Genomic DNA, 19,850 nt, shown 5'->3' on the forward strand with positions numbered 1-19,850 from the left:
CGCAACAAGAGCGCCCACGGGGTCGCTGCTGCCCGGAACCAGGGCCTGGACGCGGCCACCGGCCGCTACATCACCTTCCTCGACCCGGACGACTGGTACGTCCCCGGGCACCTGGAGGTGCTGGCCCGGGAAATCCAGCGGCTGGGCGTGGACTTCCTCCGCGTCGACCACATCCGCCACACGCGCGGAGTGCGCACGATGCACCGGGCGCCTCAAGGCCGGCGCGACGTGGCCCTGGACCCGCGCGAAGGGATCATGCCCATCGCTGCCGCGACAATGGTGGACTACCCCTTTGTATGGGCCGGAATCTTCGACCGGAATTTGTTGGACAGTGGCCTTCTCAAGTTCATGGACGGCGCCCGCACGGCAGAGGACAGGCTCTGGACTTGGAACCTCCACCTCAATGCGGACTCCTATGCCGTTGTTGACGCACCTGGCATAATCTACCGCCGCGGCGTCAGTACATCCCTGACGCAGGTCTTCGACGAACGCCAGCTGGACTTCCTGCTCTGCTACCTCGAGATCTTTTCCCTCGTGAATGCCGACACCGAGGCGGAACGGTTTTGGCACAAGGCTGCGCGGCAGTTCTATGCAATGGCCTGCCACCACCTCAAGCGTGCCAACGGAATGACAGCTGACGTGCGCAGCGAACTCCAGACTGGTATCGCCATGACTATGAGCCGCATTCCTGCCAATGTTAATCAGCAGGGCCTCAGATCCCTCGATCCGGCACGGCGGAGAATGCTCATGACCCTGCCTGAAGGAGTCCTTCAGTGACCCAGCTTGTCGCCGCCTCGACGCTGTTCCAGTGCGCTTGTCTGGCCACGATGATCGATGATGGCCGCTTCCCCGAGGCTAATGGCGAGCGGATTCTGGTCCTAGCCGCCAGCGTCCATCAGCCCGAACTAGGCGAGCGGATCCAGGATTCCCTTGGATTCAAGTCGCTGGCTTCCCGGTTCGACCGGGTGGTGGATCTGGCGGAACTCATCTGGCCTCGCCGGCCCGGCCAGTTCAAGCCCCGCGACGAAGAGCTGTCCATGTGGGAAAGGCTGCTGAGGCGTTACTGGGACATTGACGATTCGCCACTCCAGCTCGTGGTGGAGTCAATCCAGGTCGACCCGGCGCTGGCTCTGTGCCGGATATTCCATGCAGCCACGGTCTGGGTCCACTCGGACGGATTGATGAGCTATGGCCCCACCCGCAATCCCCTGCCCTCCCTGATAGCAGACCGACTCGACGGCATTCTGTATTTGGATCTCGTTCCAGGCTTGCAGCCGCAGCTGTTGCGCGAGCACGAGCCGCAGGCGATCGCCTTCGACGCCGCCCGCGTAAAGGCAAGTATCGTGGAGCTCTCAGATAACACTGAGCTTCCCCCGATCCATCGCAACCGGAACGGGTCTATGGCACTGGTCCTCGGCCAGTACCTGTCTGATCTGGGCATCCTCACCCCTGACGAAGAAGACCAACTGCACCGCAAAATGGTGGCAAAGGCAGCAGCCCGCGGCGCCCGGACGTGCATCTTCAAGCCCCACCCCAGTGCCGGCCCCAGCGCCACTCGGGCACTGCAGCAGGCCGCCTCGCGGCACCGTGTGTCTCTGGTGGTTCTGGACACCCCTGTGTTGGCGGAAGTGCTGATGGAACAGCTGCAGCCTGACATGGTGATCAGCTGTTTCTCGACGGCGCTGGCCACGGCCCGGTTTGTCTACGGCATCGAAGCACTCGCCGTGGGAACCGAGCTGCTGCTGGAGCGGCTCTCACCCTACCAGAACAGCAACCGTATCCCGGTCACCATCGCCGACGCGGTATTTGCCCGCGGAACCCCTGCGCCGGCAGCCGAGCTCCCCGACACACCGCTACTGCACCAGCTCCAGCCGCTGGTAGAAGCCGTCTCCTATTGCATGCAGCCTGAGACACTAAGGGCACTGCGTCCGGCAGCAGCTGAGTACGTAGCAGCCGCAGAGAGTTCCAAACAGATGCGCTACTTCAAGCGGCTGCGCCTGGCCAAATTGGATCTTCTGGACAGTGCCCCTGTGTCCGGACTCAAACGGCGGGTTCCCCGCAAGCCGAAGTCAGGTCCTAGTGCTGTCCGCAGGCTGCTCACCACGATGATCAGGTAACCGTCGGGCAATCGGGGCCGATAGTCCCTAATGGACGGCCCTCGGTCAGTTAATCCACTATGTGGGCAAATAACATTGGTCACTCTAGTCACACGTTTAACTCTGGTGTTAGGGTGAACCGTCCGTTTGTGAACGTCTTGTTCCCGCGTTGTTCGGAGATGCCCCATGAGCGAGCCCCGCCCGTTATTCCATCACCTCGCCCCTTTCCAGCGGCACGGGACCAAGCTCGCCTGCGGGCTGGCAGCACTGACTTTGGCAGCGACGTCGGTGCTCCTTGCGCCGCCAGCCGGTGCCGCCGATACTGCCACAGGTACGGCCGACGCCAGTTCGAAGACCGCAGAAACAGCACCGCAGGATCCGGTTATCAGCAGCGAGCTGCCGGCGGACCCGGAGCCGACCGCATCGGCGCCTGCCGCCCCGAATGACAAACCTGCCGCGGAGCCGTCCACCAAAGCGCCCGCGGCCGGGAAGGGCAAGACGTCGGATCCCGCGGTTACCGACCCGGGCGACCCGGCGCTGTGGCGCGATGCCCTCGACAACATGCTCGATTCCGATTCCGACTTCCCGGTCGACGAACTGACCAAGGAAGAACACGAAACCGTCATCGAGGTGCTCCAGGGCGAAAACGGGGCGGAAATGGGCCACGGCCGGGACCTGCGCAAGGAACTGGACCAGCCCGAGCGCAAAGACGAGCTGGCCCAACAGCTTGCCGAGAAACTGGGCGACGAGCCGGAAGTCCTCTCGGATCCCCAGGTACTCTCGATAGAACGCAGCAGCGCAGTGCAGCCGTTAGCTGCCCTGCCGCTGGTCAACCGCAACGGCTGGCGCCCCGATGGCATCCAAGGCTTGGACGTCAGCGGCTGGCAGGAAAACGATAAAACCGGCCTGACTGTGAACTGGAAGACCGAATGGAACTACGGTGCGCGATTTGCCTATGTGAAGGCCACCGAAGGTACCGGCTACACGAATTCCTACTTTGCCAGGCAGTACAACGGGTCCTACAGCGTGGGCATGATCCGCGGCGCGTACCACTTCGCGCTGCCGAACCTTTCCTCGGGCAGGACGCAGGCCAACTTTTTCGTGAACAACGGCGGCGGTTGGTCCGCCGACGGCAAGACGCTGCCGCCGCTGTTAGACATCGAGTACAACCCCTACGGCCAGACTTGCTACAACATGAGCCCGAGCCAGATGGTGGCCTGGATCAAGGATTTCTCAAGCACCATCAAGGCTCGCACCGGGCGCCTGCCGGCGATCTACACCACGGCGGACTGGTGGGACACCTGCACCGGCAGCAGCAAGGCATTCACTGACTATCCACTCCATCTGGCCTCGTACGGCGTCACCAGCCCGAAGCGGCTGCCCGCCAGCTGGTCCATATACAGCATCTGGCAGTACAGCGATAACGGGCCATTCGTTGGAGACTCGAATATCTGGAACGGATCGATGACCGGATTGCAGTCCTTCGCCAAGGGCTCGCCGGTAACCACCACGTCCACCCCGACTACCGCTCCGAAACCACCCGCGACCGCTACCGGGGACAGCACCCAACGGTACGCAGCCGCCGGAGACCTCAACGGCGACGGCCGCGGGGACCTGCTCTCACGCCGCAGCGACGGGACACTCTGGCTTTACCCCGGAAACGGCAAGGGCGGCTTCGGAACGCCGTCGAAGTTGGGCTCCGGCTGGCAGGTCTACAACCTGCTGGTCGGCACCGGCGACCTGAACCGCGACAACAAGGCGGACCTACTGGCCCGGCACACTGACGGGTCGCTCTGGTTCTATGCCGGCACCGGTACGGGCAAGTTCACGACGCGGGTGAAAGTGGGCTCCAGCGGCTGGAACAAGTTCGACAGCATCATCGGCCCCGGAGATATCAACAGCGACGGCAAGGCGGACCTGATCGTCAAGCAACCCGACGGCGCCGTTCATCTCTACCCCGGCCTCGGCACCGGCAAGTTCGCCGCACGCAGCCAGGTTGCCAGCGGCTGGACCGGATACAGCGAGCTCGTGGCGCCGCGGGACTACAACGGCGACGCCAAGGCAGACGTGCTGGGACGCAAGACCGACGGAACGCTGTGGCTGATGCCGGGCACCGGCAAGGCCACTGGCCTCGGATCCGCGTTCTCCGGCGCCCAGAGGGTTGATACGTCCGGGTGGCAGACGTACAGCACTGTCCTGGGCATCTGGGACAACAATGGGGACCGCAAGAACGACCTGCTGGCCATCAACGCCGACAAATCCCTGCGGTTCTACGCCGGCACGCAGATGAAGGATGCCACCGGCATGCAGGCCCGGGAATACATCTCCGGCGCCTCGTGGAAGTCCTACGATCTGGTCATCACTCCCGGCGACTTCAACGGCGACGCCAAGGCGGACATGATCGGCCGTAAGTCCAACGGCCAGCTCTGGTTCATGCCGGGCAACGGCAAGGGCGGCTATGGTACGGCAGTACGGATCGGCACCGGCTGGCAGGTCTTCAACCAGGTCATCGGCGTCCGGGACTTCAACGGCGACGGCAAAAACGACCTGATCGCACGCCATCGCGACGGTTCACTCTGGTTCTACGCCGGCACCGGGAAGATCAATAGCAAGGACGAAGGCTATAAGCCGGGAATCTGGGTCAGCGCGGAGAACTGGAACCGCTACACCCACATCATCAGCGCCGGAGACACGAATCGGGACGGACGCAACGACCTGCTTGCCGTCCAGCCGGACGGCTCCCTGTATCTATACCCGGGCAAAGGCAACGGCAGGCCGGCCGCGCGGACCAAGATCGGCAGCGGCTGGCAGAAGTTCAATTTGCTGGTGGCCCCCGGTGACTTCAGCGGTGACGGTATCCCGGACGTGCTCGCCCGCAAAGCGGACGGCAGCCTGTGGATGTTGGCCGGGCGCAGCACCTATGCCAAGCGGTGGTTCAATGGCTCGAAACAGATTGCCGCCAGTGGCTGGAATGACTACTCGCGGATCCTTGGACCGGGCGATGTCACTGCCGACAAGAAATCGGACCTGCAGGGTATCAAGCCCACCGGCAGCCTCTGGCTTTACCGGGGAACCACCTTCCGCAACAGCGGCCTGACTTCAAGCCTGTCCGCAGGCTCCGTGTAGCGGCGATGGAAATGCTGACTAGCCCTTCTTCCTTGGGAAAATTCTGCAGTCAGCCGTTGCCAAAGATTCCTTGACAGCACCCGCCCCCGGGTCCAGACTTGCTCCAATCTGCACGGCCTGCCGTGGAAACGGACCGCGGTTCCAGCCAGCAGCTATTGGGGATAAGCGGGTGTGGTCATGCGCGCACGCACGTTGGTTTTGCCGTCGATGGCGACGGCGGCTTTGTCCGTGTTGCTGCTTGTCGCTGGCCTCCTGTTTCCATCCATGCCAGCCACGGGCGGTCTCCCCCGGGACACGGACCCACCCAGCCGCCATAGCTCGACCCAAGGCGGCAGCGGCGGAACCGGGGCCACTGCCGGGACTAAGGTTCGGGTGATGACCTTCAATATCCGGCACGGGACGGACGAGGAAGACGACCTCGATCTGGAAAGCGTCGCCGACGATATCGAATCCGCCAAGGCACAGATCGTCGGGCTCCAAGAGGTGGACCGCCACCGTTCGGCCCGGAGCGACTTCGTTGACCAAGCCAAATGGCTCGCCAAACGACTCGATATGCATTTTGCCTTCGGGCTCAACCGCAAGACACCGCCGCAGAAGGGTCACAGGCAGCCTGGCCTGCACGGAGTTGCGGTACTGAGCAAGTTCCCGATCCTCACCGCCCGGAACCACATGCTGACCAACCTCAAGTACAAGCACCGCCCCACCAAGCAGCGAAGCGTGCTGGAAACGGTGATTGACATCAAAGGCGCCAAAATCAGCTTCTACAGCACCCATTTGGACAATCAGCGCAAGGAACAGCGCCTGTCTCAGATGAAGGAGATTCTGGCCATCACCGCGCAGTCCGGCAGGCCGTCCATCCTCGTCGGCGACCTAAACGCCCAGCCATCCTCACGCGTCGTGGGGCTGGCCAAAACCCAGTTCCGCGACATCATGGCCGATCTGGGCGAAGGTGAGGAACTGACCTTCCCCTACGATGACCCGGACCGGCGGATTGATTACATCCTGACCCGCGGGCCGATCGTGGCACGCTGGGCGACGGTGATTGACACCGGCTCGTCCGACCATATGCCCGTGGTGGCGGGCCTGACCGTCGCCAAGCCCGCCAGCAAACAGGACGCGCCGCCGATGCGGGTGGAGGGCAGGTCCGGGACGGTGCCGGATTCGCCGGGGCCGCCGCGCATCGTCTCACGCATGCCGGTCCTGTTCTGACCCGGAGGCGTGCTCCGGCTACCGTGGCCCGTGCCTCAGGACAGCGGCGACGACGGCGGCAAAGTGCCGCCGTCGTCCGCGCCCGGCCGGTGCCGCGGCGGAAGGGGCGGCAGCAGCAGGTCCACGATGCGGCGGGCGGCACCGCCGTCGTCCTTCGGGGCGAACCGCGCCGCAAACTCCTCCAGCCGTCGTCCGCGCCCGGGATCCGGGGCGGCGGCATCGGCCAGGGCTTCGAACAGTTCGTCCTGGGTCTGGACCACCGGTCCGGGCAACTGCGAACCGTAGTCGAGATAGAAGCCGCGCAGGGTGTTCCGGTAGTGCGCCAGGTCGTAGGCATAGAAAACGATCGGCCGGCGCAGGATCGCGAAGTCGAACAGGACCGAGGAATAGTCGGTGACCAGCACGTCGCTGGCCAGCAGCAGTTCCTGCACCTCCGGATAGGCCGAGACGTCGCGTACGCAGCCGGCGGCACCCTCGGGAATGTCCAGCTGCCCGGCGACCAGCACATGCATGCGCAGCAGGAGCACGGTGTCTGCTCCGAAGCGCCGCTGGAAGTCCTCCAGGTCCAGCGGCAGCTTAAAGCCAAAGCGGCCCGTGCCCACGGACTGATCGTCCCGGAAGGTCGGCGCATAGAGCACCACCCGCTTGCCGTGCGGAATACCCAGCCGCTCCCGAATCATGTTTCCGGCCTCGGCCTGCCGGCCCCGCGCCAGCACGTCATTGCGCGGATACCCCTCTTCCAGCACCGGGCCGGAGTAGCCGAACGCACTGCGGAAGGCGCCGGTGGCATATGAGCTGGGCGAGAGCAGCACGCTCCATTGCCGGACGGCCTGGTTCACCCGGCCCAAATAGTCCTCGTCCCGGCCGTGGAACTGCTCCAAGTCATGCAGCATGCGCTTAAGCGGTGTCCCGTGCCAGGTCTGGATGAACACCCCATTGCGGCGGCGGCGCAGATAATACGGGAAGTTCTGGTTGTTCACCCAGTACTTGGCCCGGGCCAGGTACCAGAAGTAGCCAGGTGACAGCCGCCGCACCACCTTGGTCCGCGGATCGTGGCGGGGCAGCTTCCGATGGTAGATCCAGACCTTCCGGCGCTGGTCCCCGCTCTGCACCAGTTGCTCGTAGAGATAGCGCGGGCTGTCCGCGTACTGGGTGCCCAGCCCGCTTTCAAAGACCACCAGGTTCTCGTCCACCGGTGTGCGGGACACTACGCCGAAAAGTCGGCGCATGGCCGGGAAGTAGAAACGCGAGCGACGCAGGCGCCGTCCGGCCATCTCCACGACCTCCGGCACTGTGCCGGCGCGCAGCCCCGATGCTGCCGGCCTGGCGCCAAGAACCGCGTCGAAAATGCGGCGGCAATTATCCCGGTCCCTGTATTTGAGGAAACGGCGGGCCCGGCGCTGGTATTCAGGCGGCATCGTGCAGCCGGCCGCAAGCGCTTCCCGCAGCAGATCCAGCAGCCGGTTTCGATCGAAGGCGATCCGGCCCGGCAACTCCGTATCCAGGTCCAGGTGCGAACCTTCCGGGCCCAGGAAGCGCTCCCGGTCGAACTGATAGTAGAGCACCGGTTTGTCCAGGAAGCTGAAATCGAACCCTACGCTGGAATAGTCTGTGACCAGCAACGCGCTCTGCTTGAGCAGGTGCTGCACGTCCACCTCGCCTTGGGAGATAACGCGGGCCGGAACGCCGTCGAAGTAGGCGCGGAACTGCTGCATGTTCGGGTGCAGGCAGAAGACCAGTTCGGCCCCGTGCTCCTTGGCCAGGGCCGCGAGCCGGGGATCCTGCAGGAGGCCGGTCCAGGCGCGCAGGTATTCGGATTCGGCGAAGCGGTCCGGATCCTGCAGCCAGTCCCGCCAGGTGGGGATGACCAGGATCTGGTTCGGTTTGACCGGCACGTCACCGGCGAAGAGAGTATCGAAGCGGGACAGCCCGGTGACCGCGACCTGTTCCGGCGGGTAGCCAAAGTCGCTGACGATGTACTCTTTCTCCCGGTCCGAACTGACGAGGAATAGGTCGGTTTCGAAGTCCGGGGAATTCCGGCCGTAGTTGGGCACCATCCACTTGGTCCCCATCACCCCGTGCTGCAGGAAGACCTTCACACCCCGCGCCGCCCGGCGGAACTGCGGCAGCCGCGTCGGGTACAGGAAATCCGGGTGGTGGGAGCCGATGAACCGCTCGGCTCTGAGGGCGGCCTCGACATGCTCCTTGGACCGGTACGCGAGCACATTGCCCAGACCCTCCAGGTTCCGGGCCTCGGGCGAGTGCGGATCGATGACGTAGTAGGCCTCGATCTCCGGATGGTGGCTGCGCAGGTACCGGAAGAAGGCCAGACCGGTGTCCTGGGCCTTGTAGGGCTGCTCCCCTACCAGCCAGACCGGCCGGCCGGCCCGTTGACGGCCATGATGGCGCCGGGCCAGGCGGCCGCGGGTGTGCTCCTGCAGATAGCTGAATGCTGCGGTGTCCAACAGTTCGATGTGAAAGGACGTCCTCTTCGCCTTGAAGGTGTAGTACGGGATGATGCACAGGGTCCGCTCGCCGCGGTTCTGCCAGCCGGGCCGGGTCAGCTTGCGGACCAGATACCGGGTACGGCCAATGCGCACCCGGTGCGGCTGGTCTGTCCCGCGGTCGTGGACCTCCAGCCAGGCGTCCAGGATTCCGTCCCTGGCCAGGGCGTCATCCGGCATCGCGGCCAGCTCCAGCCGGGCCGAAAGCCGGTATTCGCGCAGGCCGAAATGGCGCTGTGTCAGGGTGTCGTCCAGGACCACGCGCGCCGGCACCGTATACCGGGTGCCGCTCTGCCGGCCGACCAGGACCAGCTCGGCCCGGGCTGCCTCGCCGTGGCGGGTGCGCAGCCGCCCGGCGAGCCGGACGACGCCGCCGGCCACGGAAAGGCGCTTCACGTAAATGGCGTTGTAGGGCTTCAGCGGACGGTCTACCGCCAGCCGGAAGAAGCCTCGTCGGTTCACATACGGTGCCAGGACCGCACCGGTGCCCGCAGTGACCGGGCGCAGCGGCCCGACGGTGGTGCGCCGGAACCTGCCCAAGAGTACGAAGCCTCGGGATACCCCGTCCTCCGCCGTGATGTCCGTGGCATAGCGCGGCAACCGGTCCGCCGCAGCCCTGACTTCCAGCAACATGGGCAGGACGGCACCCACGCCGCCGTCGTCGGGCTGAACGGCAACCGCCGGAAAATCCTCTAGCCGGATCACGGCGGAATACTCCTCGCCGGTATGCCCGTCACCCGGTTCCGGGGCGCGGGCCTGTACCAGGGGCGGAATCGTGCCCTGAGCCGCCGGGTGCAGCCCGGCCAGGCGGACGAGGTCCTCCCCCGACCTGATCCAAACCGCCACCGGAGTCAGCGCCGCCGACAACCGCAGGTGCACCGAGACCTGTGTGCCCTGCTGGCTGACGGCCAACCGGTGCAATTCCCGCCGGGCACCATTCGCATCGGGGTCCAGGATCCGCTCAGCGCGCCGGCGGGCCGCAAGCAGCAGGCTACGCGGGGAAGGAGCCGCTGTCATGCCTGTACCTCGAAAGAGCTTGGCACCGGGAAATACTCGGTGAGGAAGTCCTGCACCATCCGGTCCAGGTCCTCAGGATCAAGCCCCGAACTGTCCACCTCGTTGAGGCAGAAAACGTCTGCGTTGCGGTCCCGGAGCAGCCGCAGAAGCTTACCCTGCGCGGAGGGCTGGGAAATGTCGCAATAGCGGTAGCTCAGTCGTCCCGGCACCGTGGTGCCGGACAGGTAGCCGTAATAGTGTGCCAGCGCCGAGGCCACCGAGATGTCCTCGGGAGTGCGGAACTTCGCCGACGTCGTCGCGCGGATCTGCTCCGGGAACTGCCGTTCGATCCCGGCCAGGGTGCTCACCCGTTCCGGGTGCGCCACATGCTGGAATTTGTAGGCGATCGTCCGGCCGAAAGCCTGCTCGAGCAACGCGCGGTTCCGGCGGACCGCGCTGTCCACCGGGAGGTCCGCCGGATTGTCCGGCCCGAAGTCCACCGTTTTACTGGACAGATACATCCTGGTCAGGCCGTTTCCCAGGAAGAACAGCTCCGGGTCCACATGGCGACCGAAGAAGACATCATCATTCAAATAGAGAAAATGCTCGCTCAGGCCACGAATGCGATGCAGTTGGGCTTCGATAGCGTGTGAGTTGAAGGTGGGAAGCACCCCGGGGTCCGCGAAGATCTCCCGATGGTGCACCAGTGTGATCCGCGGGTTGTCCCGGTCCAGCCAGTCCGGGATTTGCCCGGCCGTGACCAGGTAGACGTGGTTGATCCACGGGGCGAAATAGTCCAGCGAGCGCAGCGAGAAGCGCAGCTCGTCATGGGACCGGAAGCGGGCGTCGTTTGCGGAGTATTCGCTGTACCGGCTGCCGCCGGCTCCTGCGGCGACCGCCTGCCGCCACGCTTCGGCCTTCCGTGCGGCCCAGGCCGGATCCGTGCCATCCACCCAGGTGTAGACGGCATCGATGGGAAAGGTGACGTCCGAATACCAGGGCAGGCTCCGGCCGGGGCCTGCGGCCGGGCTCACGACGCAACCGTGGCGTTGGTCGGCCAGGACCAGCCCGCCGGCCTCCAAGGCCTCGAAGAAGGTTAGCGGCGCGTCCGGCACCGGTTTGGCATCCGCGACAGGGTGCGGGCCGTCCCCGGCGCTGGACAGCAGGTAGACGGCCCTGCCTTCGGCGGCCTGCGCCACCGCCTCCACCGCCTGCTGCAGCCGCTCCGGGGCGATGCCCAAGGTGGGCGCTCCGCCAGGCAGCGTCTCGTCCCGGAAGGCAATGCCTGCGGCCTCGAGGGCTCCCGCTACCAATGCCCGATTGTCCACGATGGCCTGCGCCGCGCTGAACCGTGGCACGGAACGTGCCGGCAGCAATCCCCCCGCCACCGATACGGCGGCCTCGCCCTCAGTGAGACCGGTGTGCTGAACCCGCAGCCGCGTGTGGTCCACGGCCTTCTTCAGGCCGCGCTGCATTCCCGTCCTTCCGTACGCCAGGTTGAACAGGGTCCGGACCATGGGCCTCGGAAGCGTGCGCGCGGCCCACCCCCGCACCTCAGCGATCATGCGCCTCCATCCCCTGCTCAGTCCGGTACTCCCTCTGCAGGAATACTAGGCTGGTAATTAGTCCCACGGAAAGCAGGAAAACCCCTTGACCTTTGCCGCCACCACCCGCCGCTCCTTGGAGCTGGTCCGCGATCGTGCCGCCGGCACGCTGCTGGAGCGCCGGGTTCGGGCCCGGCTCGCCGCCGCCAACGCCGGTGCCCCGGACCGGTTCGACTGCGTGGTCTACTTCGCCGACGGCGCCGCCAGCGCCTATCAGGTCCGCCAGTGGCTGCAGCCATTGGCGGAGCTCGCCCAAACGCATCCGGTCGCTGTGCTGGTGCACCGGCCGACGACGGCGGCCGCGCTGCTACCGGATTCCCCGCTGCCGGTGTTCCTGACCACCGGCATTGGGCAGGTGGAGAACTTCATGAACTCCCACGGCGTCAGGCTGGTGTTCTATGTGAACAACAACCGGGACAATTTCACCGTCCTGCGCCTGGCCAGCCCAGTCCACGTGCACCTGAGCCACGGTGAAAGCGACAAGATCTCGATGGCGTCCAACCAACTCAAGGCCTACGACTACGCCTTCATCGCGGGAACCGCCTCCCGCGAACGCATCCTTGGAAACTTGCACCGGATGGACCCAGCAAAGCTGGTAGAGGTCGGCCGGCCTCAACTGGACATTCCGGTGCGGGACGCCCGTCCCTACGACGGCAGCCGGGCGACCGTACTGTATGCACCCACTTGGGAAGGGGACCGGCCGGCAATGTCCTACGGTTCGGCGGCTAGCCACGGCATCGCCCTGACCAAGGCCCTGCTGGCCGACCCGCGGTACCGGCTTATCTTCCGGCCTCATCCGCGCACCGGCGTGCGCCTAGGCGCACACAGGGCCGCGGTGCATGAAATCAACGCCCTGATGAGGAAAGCGCAGCAGCAGGATCCCGGAGCCGGGCATCTTCTGGACAAGCGCCCCGACGTCGCCACCGCCATGGCTGAAGCGGACGTGTGCATTTGTGATATTTCGGCGGTGGCTATGGATTGGCTGCCGTACGCCAAACCTTTGCTGGTTACCCGGCCGGTGGATCCGGAAGCCGAAATCCAAAATAGCGGCGTCACCGCCGTCGTCCCACTGCTGGATGCGGAGGATGCCGGGGACGTCCCCGGCATCCTCGCAGGGATGTTGGCCCGGCCCGTACCGGAGGCGCAGCGGGCCCTTGTGGAACACCATTTCGGCGACACCGCGCCCGGGGCCGCAAGCCGGCGCTTCGCCTCGGCGGTGGAGCAGGTGCTGCAAGCCGGCTGAGGCTCTCCCTGTTGCCTCATGGAAGGGACTCTGGGGGATCAGGCGTTCCAGACCCGGTTGACGGCGGGCCTGATGCGCTCTTATAGGCCAGTGCCTCCTTATTCGTCACTGCTTGTCTCTACGCAATTGTCAGCTCCATGAAAATGGGCATAACCGCAGCGGGGACCCCGGTCCGGACACCACCCCATACGCGGAGGTTGTCTATGAGTCAACGCGAGGTGTTGTCCCATCGCAGCCCGAAGGGTAGGGTACGGGCAATATCGCATCTGGGGCTGCAGACTGATTCGGGGGAATCATGAAAAGGCTGTTTTCGGCTGCTGCAATAGTTTCTTTGTCGCTCGGTTTGGTGGTTTTGCCGCCCTCGCTGCCGCAGGCCAGCGCGGCTACCGCAACGTTGGTCATTGCCGACGGCGGACCGGGGACCGAAGCCCAGGCGACCACTCAGTTCACTCCGGCAGTTTCGGGCCAGGCTGTCAAACTGCAAGTGAAAACGATCGTCACCTCCATGACCACTGAAGTGACGTCCTCGACTTGGAAGACGGTTGCCACTGGCACCCAGGATGCCAGTGGCAAGGCGACCCTTAGCATCTCCAATCCGCTGGAGGTCAAGCACGAGTACCGTGCGGTGAGCGGCACCGGCAGCACCGAAGCGGTCTCCGGCACTGTTAATTACGCGGTCAAGACCGCCACCAAGAAGACCGGGCTTCCCGTGGTGTACCTCAACACCAACGAGGGCACATCGATCAGCACCCGCAGCCGCTACTTCGAAGGCCGGTTTGCCATTAAGACCGGGGCCGGCTGCGCTGCTGTCCCGTCGCAGTTGGCGGCGGCCAAGGGGCGGGGCAACTCGTCATGGACCTTCGATAAGAAGTCATACACGGTCAAACTCGACAAGAAGGTTGATCTGTGCGGGATGGGCGCCAGCAAGAAATGGGCTCTGGTGGCGAACCACTACGACAAGTCGCTGCTGCGCAACTCGCTCGCCGGCTTCATCGGCTCGAAGATGACGAAGCTGGCCTGGACCCCCAAATCCCAGCCGGTGGATCTCTACATCAACGGTTCCTACCGCGGTTCGTACCTGCTGATAGAGCGGATTGCAGTCACCGATCCGGCCAAGAAGAAGCCGGGGGATGCGGTCCGGGTCAGCGTGCCGGAACTGGATTCGAGCTCCGGCAACAAGACCGGCGGCTACGTCCTCGAGTGGGATTTCCGCAAGGGTGCCGACCACAACGTGACGGTCGGCAAACACGGCTATGTGGGCATTAAGGAACCCGAAAACGATTATGACGAAGCCGGCAAGGATACCGGAAAGGGCATCACAGCGGCGCAGATCAAATACATCGACGGATATCTTGATGCCGCGGACAAGGCGCTGTTCGGCAAAAACTTCAAGTCCTCCACCGAAGGCTGGCGAAAATACATCAGCCTGCCCTCCGCCGTCGACTATTACATCGCCATGGAACTCATGAAGCCCCTCGACGGCAACATGTATGCCAGCGTCTACATGTACAAGAAAGCCGATGGGAAGCTGTATTTCGGGCCGTTGTGGGACTTTGATATTTCCGCTGGGAACGCCGACCGGGGTGGAAAGCTGGAAACCACGAACACCTGGTACCTCCGCGATCCGCTAAAGATCGCCGCACGGCAGTCTGCGGACACCTGGTTCAACCGACTGAATGACGATCCCGGTTTCCGGAAGGCGGTCAGCAAGCGCTGGACGCAGGTTCACGCCGAGCTGAAGAAGAGTGATTCCTACCTGACCAGCCAAAGCAAGCTGATTTCGAAATCCGCCGCGGCAAACTTCAAGCTGTGGAACGTCAAGGAGAAGCTCCGCGACTACCACATCGTCAAGGGCTCCTGGTCGAAGGAAGTCAGCTACCTGCGCAGTTGGCAAAAGAGCCGGATCAGCTGGATGAACAGCCAGTACAGGTAGCCGGCACGGCTCCCTGTTTCCGGTGGGGAGCGGCGAGTAGACTGACCGGCACACCGAACCTGGGCAGTGACCTTCGTCAGGAGCCACCACGACAGATCAGCCAACACTCCGGACCGGAGCCGAACAGGATTCCGGCAACACGCCCCGCGCGGCCGGCTTCCGGCAGGACATCCAAGGCGTGCGCGCGCTCGCCGTGTCCATGGTGGTGGCCTACCATCTCTGGCCGGGCGCGCTGACCGGTGGGTTCGTGGGTGTGGATGTCTTCTTTGTCATCTCCGGCTACCTGATGACGGCGCATCTGCTCGGCAGGCAGCCGCGGACGGGACGGGACCTGCTCCAGTTCTGGGCCCGGCGCATCCGCCGGCTGTTGCCGGCAGCTTTCGTTGTCCTCGCCGCGACGGCGGTGGGCTCGAGGGTGCTGACCCCGTCCACCCAGTGGGAGGACAACGCCCGGCAGATCGTCGGCTCGGCGCTGTACGTGCAGAACTGGCTGCTGGCCGGTAGTTCGGTGGACTATCTGGCCAGCGACAATGCCCCCACGCCCGTCCAGCACTTCTGGTCCCTGTCCGTGGAAGAGCAGTTCTACCTGGGCTGGCCGGTGTTGCTGCTGGCGCTCTTCGCGGTGGCCCGCAAACGGCGGCACCGTCCGGCGGTGGCGCTGCGCTGGACGGTGGCGGGGGTGATTGCTGTTTCCCTTGCCTTCTCCGTCTTGGCTACCGCGGTCGAGCCGGCGAGCGCCTATTTCATTACTCCAACGCGGATCTGGGAACTGGCCGCAGGAGGCTTCGTGGCCACCCTTGCGCCGTTGGCCGCCACCCGCCTGCCGCAGCCGGCGACGGCGGTGCTTGCCTGGACGGGCATGGCGGCCATCCTGCTGGCGGGGAGCGGCTACTCCGCCCGGACGCCCTTCCCCGGCTATGCGGCCCTGTTGCCGGTACTGGGTACCGCGCTGGTGGTCCTGGCCGGCACCAGCCGGACGTACTCTCCCACCGGCATCCTGCGGCTGCGGCCGGTACAGTGGCTCGGGGATGCGTCCTATTCGATCTACCTGTGGCATTGGCCGCTCCTAGTGCTGCTGCCCGGGCTGTTCGGCCCGGGGCTGCCGAGCCAGCTGGCCGTCCTGGCCCTGACGCTGGTGCTTTCGGCCTTGACGAAAACCTATGTGGAAGACAGGTTCCGGCTGTCCCTGCCGTCGGCCCGGCTGCTGCCCAGCTACCGTTTCGCCGCCGCCGGCATGGCCGTGGTGGTCCTGCTGGGCGGCGCCCAATTGGTGGAGGTCGGCTATCGCCAGCAGCTGGCGGCCAGCCAGCTGGCGGCCGTGACGCAGAGCCGCAAGCCCTGCATCGGTGCAGCGGCGGCAGCACAGGGATTCAAACAGTGCCCGCCGGATCCGAAGGCCGAGCTCGTCCCGGAACCGGCACTGGCCAAAAAGGACCTGCCGGACGCCTACCGGGACGGCTGCTGGGCGGAGGACGACTTCCTGGACCGGCCGGTCTGCACCTACGGCAACGGGCCCGTCCGGATCGCCCTGGTGGGGAATTCCCACGCCGGACACTGGCTGCCTGCCCTGCAGGCCCTGGCTCGGCGCCACGGATGGACCATCAGCACCTTCCTGGTCTCCCGGTGCAACGTCACCAATGCCCCGCTGGAGCTGGGTACCGAAGCTAGGACGCAGAACTGCCTGGACTACGGGGACTGGGTCATGGAACAGACCAACGGCGGCAAGTTCGACCTGGTCATCACCTCCGAACGGCAGTCCGTCCCGGTGCAGGGCGAAAGCTGGGGCACCACCCGGATACCCGCCGTCGCCGGTTACGCCTCCTATTTGAAGCAGTGGGCCAAGGCGGGCACCCGCGTGCTGGTGATCAAGGACCCACCCTATCCAGGCAGCAGGATCAGCAACATTCCAGACTGCCTGGCCGCGCATTCCGGCAACCCCGCCGCCTGCGCCGGGACGCCGTCCAGCTGGCATTGGATGGACCCGCTGGACGAGGCGGCCCGTAAGGTGTCCCTGCCGGGCATCAGCCGGGTGGATCTGGACAAGTATTTCTGCACCGGTGGCGTCTGCCCGGCGGCAATCGGCTCGGTGGTCGCCTACCGCGATGGTTCCCACATCACCGCCACCTACGCCTCGTCGCTGGCCCCGTACCTAGCCAAGCCGATCGACAAGGCCCTCTCGGCTGCCCGCCCCGGAACAAGGTAGCGCGGACCCGGTGATGAGACAGGACATCAACCGCCTGCGCGGGGCTCCGCCCGCGGGACGCGTCCGCCAGACCTGGATCGACCAGGCCCGCTGGGCTGCCATTGTCCTGGTAGTGGCCGGCCACGCAGTTGGCCTGCTGCGCGGCAGCAGCCTCTTGGCCGTCATGGTGTCCAACTACGTCTACATGTTCCACATCCCCGTCCTGATCCTGCTGGCTGGCTGGGGTGCCAGGCGCATCGAGGCCAGCGGCCGGAACCTGGCGAAAATCTGGTGGCAGCTGCTGCTCCCCTGCCTCTTGTTCCAACTGGTGGCCTTCGCGGTGAACTACACGTTCGAAGGCACCCTCCCCAGCTGGAAGTTTGCCGAGCAGACCTTCGGCCTCTGGTTCCTGGTGGCGCTGGCGGCGTGGCGGCTGGCCGGGCCGTGGTTCCGGGGGCTGCCCGGCGCAGTGCCGATCGCCGTGGTCCTGGCCCTGGCGGCGGGACTGAGCCCGGACATTGGCGGATTCCTCTCGCTGTCCCGGATCCTGGTCTTCCTGCCCTTGTTCCTAGCCGGGCCGTGGATCGTGGAACGTGTGGCTGCCTGGCGCGGCCTGTGGCCGACGCGGTTGGCCGGGGCGGCGGTGCTGGCCTCCGGAGCGGTGGTCGTAGCGGTCCAGGGCAGGGACTTCTGGCGCCAGCCATTCCTGGGTGACGCAGGCTATGAGGAACTCGGCCTGGGCAGTCTCGAGGGCATGCTGGTCCGCCTGGTGGTCTTGGTGGTGGGCACGGCGATGGCTGCCGGGTTCATGCTCGTGCTGCCCGGCAGCCCGGGAGCCCCATCGCGCCTGGGCAGCCGGACAGCCGAGGCAGGCCGGCACACCATGTATCCGTACCTGCTCCACCTGCCGCTGCTGACCATCGTCGGAGCGTCCTCGCTGGTACAGCTGGGCCAGCCCACGGCCCGCACGCTGGTGTTCCTCGCCGCATCCGTGCTGTTCTGTGTCGCGGCGGTCAGCCGGCCGGTCCGGTTCATAGCGCAGGTACTGGTGGAACCGCACAACCTAATCCGGGCCGCGGTGCGTCCCCGGGGCGCTTGAGGCTCAGGCGTGTTTCAGGCTCAGCGAGCCGTGGATCGTCGCATAGGGCCGCCAAGACGGCGCCGGACCCGGGAAGCCGATCCGGAAAGTGCGCAGCACGTTGCGGCCGTGCACCTGCAGGAAGATGTCCAGCTCATGGTTGTCCATAGACACCGCGTATCCCAGCTGCCCGCCGTCGGCTCCGGCGCTGATCCGCAGGCCGCCGGGCTGCCGCTGCACCACCTGGGCAGAAAGAAATTCCGGTGGCCCGGAAGTCCGCCGCCCGATCACCAGGTTCGCCTCGAGGTACTGCTCGGCCGGCGGCCCTGAGCCCGGCTGCCAGGTGAGGTCGCCAAGGATGCGGAATCCGCCGTCGGCTTCGAAGCTCAGTTCGGCGAGCGTGAAGTCCAGACCAGGCACCGCCAGCCGCTCCGGAGCCTGCAGCCACGCCTGCTCCACTACCCGCGCCCATTGCGCGGTCACGGCGGCGTCGGAAAACCTGCCACTGCTTACCCAGGCGGCCTGGCCCAGGCTGCGGGCCAGCTGGTCATCGGTGCAGAGCCGCACCACGCGGTCCGCCGCTGCTTCCTGGTCCCCGGCAGCCACGAGGAAGCCGTTGCGGCCGTTTTCGACCACATCGTCCGGGCCGTAGCGAATGTTGTAGGCGACCGGGGGGCAGCCCCGGCCCAGGCTTTCCATCAGCGCCAGCGGCTGGCCCTCGAAGCGGCTGGTGAGCAGGGAGAACCTGGCGGTTTCGAACTCGGCCGCGGCATTCGGCGCGTGTCCGCGCAGTCTGACGACGCCGGCCAAGCCCGCGTCGTCAATCATCTCCTGCAGCGCCTCACGCTGCGATCCGGTGCCGTAGATGTCCAGCACCGCATCGGGCAACCGGCGGCTGACCAGCGCCATGATGGCGACCGCCTCGGCCAGGTTCTTCTGCGGCTCGAGCCGGGCCGCCATCACGCCGCGGTTGGGATGGCGGGCTTCGAACGGCGGCAGCGCCGCGGTGCGGGCCTTGGGGTTGGAGACCGTGAAGAGGTTGTTGGCCGCACCGAAACGCTGCTCGTAGTCCGCCTGCTGCCGCCGGGTCAGGAAAACCAGGCCATCCCAGGCCCAGCTGCCCTCGAAGATGCCCTTCCGGGTGCCGGCCAGCTTGCCTTGGAACGGATCTCCGCCTGCGGCAATATGGCTGTTATGGACCACCACCAGCTTGAGGAGGTGCTCCGCCTGCAGCGGCCCCACCACCCCGGCGGCCACGGCGCTGTCCACTACGAGGACGGTCTGCTCGGCAGCCGTAAGTTCCAGCAGCCAGTGGCGGTAGAAGTCCCCGGCCTTCCGCCACCGGCGGACCGGCCGGCCGGCCCGGTCCAGCAGCGTCAGGTACCGGCCAAGCGTGCGGCCCGCAGCGTCCACCGGGGACTCGTCGCGGAAGTATTCCGTGCCGTCCTGGCGGTAATACACCCGCAGCGCCATGGTCTCGCCGTCCGGACGCATCAGGGTGCGCATAAAGACCCGGCCCTCGGGATCGAACACCACTTCGGGCACGCCGGTGGTCCCGGCGTCCGCCGGAACGGGCGCGGGCACCGATCCGCCGTCGGGCGCTCCGCCATCGGACGCGGCACTGCGGTAGTACTGGAAAATATTGAGTACCTCGACGGCCGGATCGATCTTGCCCTGGCTGCGAAGCCGTTCGAGGAGCGTTTCGTAGCTGGGCTTGGATTCGAAGGTCAGGACGGCGGCAGTCCGGCCGCCGTGCTGGCGGAAGGCTCCGGCACGATGCAGGCTCATGGTGGTCATGCCACCGAAACTCTCGCTGATACCCCAGAGCACCATGAAATACCTGCCCGCCGGCAGCATGGGCCCCTGATCCGCAGCCATG

Annotated in this window: 11 protein-coding genes; 8 read left to right on the top strand and 3 right to left on the bottom strand. The window is 65.6% G+C overall.

Features of this window, described 5'->3' with window-relative positions:
• The 4 genes from LVY72_RS09990 to LVY72_RS10005 all read left to right on the top strand — a co-directional run.
• On the top strand, positions 1-777 hold a 777-nt coding region (locus tag LVY72_RS09990; RefSeq protein ID WP_237820388.1), incomplete at its 5' end, for a glycosyltransferase family 2 protein.
• The gene (locus LVY72_RS09995) at positions 774-2,117 is read left to right on the top strand and encodes a polysialyltransferase family glycosyltransferase (protein WP_237820390.1); all 1,344 of its coding nucleotides are present in this window, start codon (positions 774-776) and stop codon (positions 2,115-2,117) included. The genes LVY72_RS09990 and LVY72_RS09995, both read left to right, overlap by 4 nt.
• A gap of 165 nt (positions 2,118-2,282) precedes the next feature.
• Entirely contained in the window at positions 2,283-5,222 is a 2,940-nt protein-coding gene (locus tag LVY72_RS10000) for a GH25 family lysozyme (RefSeq protein ID WP_237820392.1), read from the top strand.
• Between the two features lie 177 nt (positions 5,223-5,399).
• The gene (locus LVY72_RS10005) at positions 5,400-6,431 is read left to right on the top strand and encodes an endonuclease/exonuclease/phosphatase family protein (protein ID WP_237820394.1); all 1,032 of its coding nucleotides are present in this window, start codon (positions 5,400-5,402) and stop codon (positions 6,429-6,431) included.
• A gap of 35 nt (positions 6,432-6,466) precedes the next feature.
• Here LVY72_RS10005 and LVY72_RS10010 read toward each other — a convergent pair whose 3' ends face one another.
• A complete protein-coding gene (locus LVY72_RS10010) occupies positions 6,467-9,952 on the bottom strand; it encodes a CDP-glycerol glycerophosphotransferase family protein (protein ID WP_237820396.1) in 3,486 nt (1,161 codons plus the stop codon).
• A complete protein-coding gene (locus LVY72_RS10015) occupies positions 9,949-11,496 on the bottom strand; it encodes a stealth family protein (protein ID WP_237820398.1) in 1,548 nt (515 codons plus the stop codon). The genes LVY72_RS10010 and LVY72_RS10015 overlap by 4 nt, the downstream gene beginning before the upstream one ends.
• An 85-nt stretch (positions 11,497-11,581) precedes the next feature.
• Between LVY72_RS10015 and LVY72_RS10020 the strand changes: the two genes are divergently transcribed.
• The 4 genes from LVY72_RS10020 (at position 11,582) to LVY72_RS10035 (ending at position 17,992) form a co-directional block, all read left to right on the top strand.
• Positions 11,582-12,778: a CDP-glycerol glycerophosphotransferase family protein gene (locus LVY72_RS10020; protein ID WP_237820400.1), complete on the top strand. Its 1,197-nt coding sequence runs from the start codon at positions 11,582-11,584 to the stop codon at positions 12,776-12,778.
• Between the two features lie 295 nt (positions 12,779-13,073).
• Positions 13,074-14,711, top strand: a complete 1,638-nt coding sequence (locus LVY72_RS10025; RefSeq protein WP_237820402.1) for a CotH kinase family protein — start codon at positions 13,074-13,076, stop codon at positions 14,709-14,711.
• Between the two features lie 178 nt (positions 14,712-14,889).
• A complete protein-coding gene (locus LVY72_RS24655) occupies positions 14,890-16,914 on the top strand; it encodes an acyltransferase family protein (RefSeq protein WP_237820404.1) in 2,025 nt (674 codons plus the stop codon).
• Positions 16,915-16,927: 13 nt separating this feature from the next.
• Positions 16,928-17,992, top strand: a complete 1,065-nt coding sequence (locus LVY72_RS10035) for an acyltransferase family protein (protein ID WP_237820406.1) — start codon at positions 16,928-16,930, stop codon at positions 17,990-17,992.
• Positions 17,993-17,995: 3 nt separating this feature from the next.
• Here the strand turns inward: LVY72_RS10035 and LVY72_RS10040 are convergent, their stop codons facing one another.
• Positions 17,996-19,849 carry a glycosyltransferase gene (locus tag LVY72_RS10040; RefSeq protein WP_237820408.1) on the bottom strand — a complete coding sequence of 618 codons (1,854 nt, stop codon included), beginning with the start codon at positions 19,847-19,849 and terminating at the stop codon, positions 17,996-17,998.
• Position 19,850 lies beyond the last annotated feature (1 nt).

This window comes from Arthrobacter hankyongi (assembly GCF_022012395.1).
Taxonomy (GTDB): Bacteria; Actinomycetota; Actinomycetes; order Actinomycetales; family Micrococcaceae; genus Crystallibacter; species Crystallibacter hankyongi.

Bases quoted from the DNA above. Each gene is read 5' to 3' on its own strand.
- LVY72_RS10040 (WP_237820408.1), bottom strand. From the start codon at position 19,849: ATGGCTGCGGATCAGGGGCCCATGCTGCCGGCGGGCAGGTATTTCATG.
- LVY72_RS10035 (WP_237820406.1), top strand. From the start codon at position 16,928: ATGAGACAGGACATCAACCGCCTGCGCGGGGCTCCGCCCGCGGGACGC.
- LVY72_RS10015 (WP_237820398.1), bottom strand. From the start codon at position 11,496: ATGATCGCTGAGGTGCGGGGGTGGGCCGCGCGCACGCTTCCGAGGCCC.
- LVY72_RS10010 (WP_237820396.1), bottom strand. From the start codon at position 9,952: ATGACAGCGGCTCCTTCCCCGCGTAGCCTGCTGCTTGCGGCCCGCCGG.
- LVY72_RS10000 (WP_237820392.1), top strand. From the start codon at position 2,283: ATGAGCGAGCCCCGCCCGTTATTCCATCACCTCGCCCCTTTCCAGCGG.
- LVY72_RS10025 (WP_237820402.1), top strand. From the start codon at position 13,074: ATGAAAAGGCTGTTTTCGGCTGCTGCAATAGTTTCTTTGTCGCTCGGT.
- LVY72_RS10005 (WP_237820394.1), top strand. From the start codon at position 5,400: ATGCGCGCACGCACGTTGGTTTTGCCGTCGATGGCGACGGCGGCTTTG.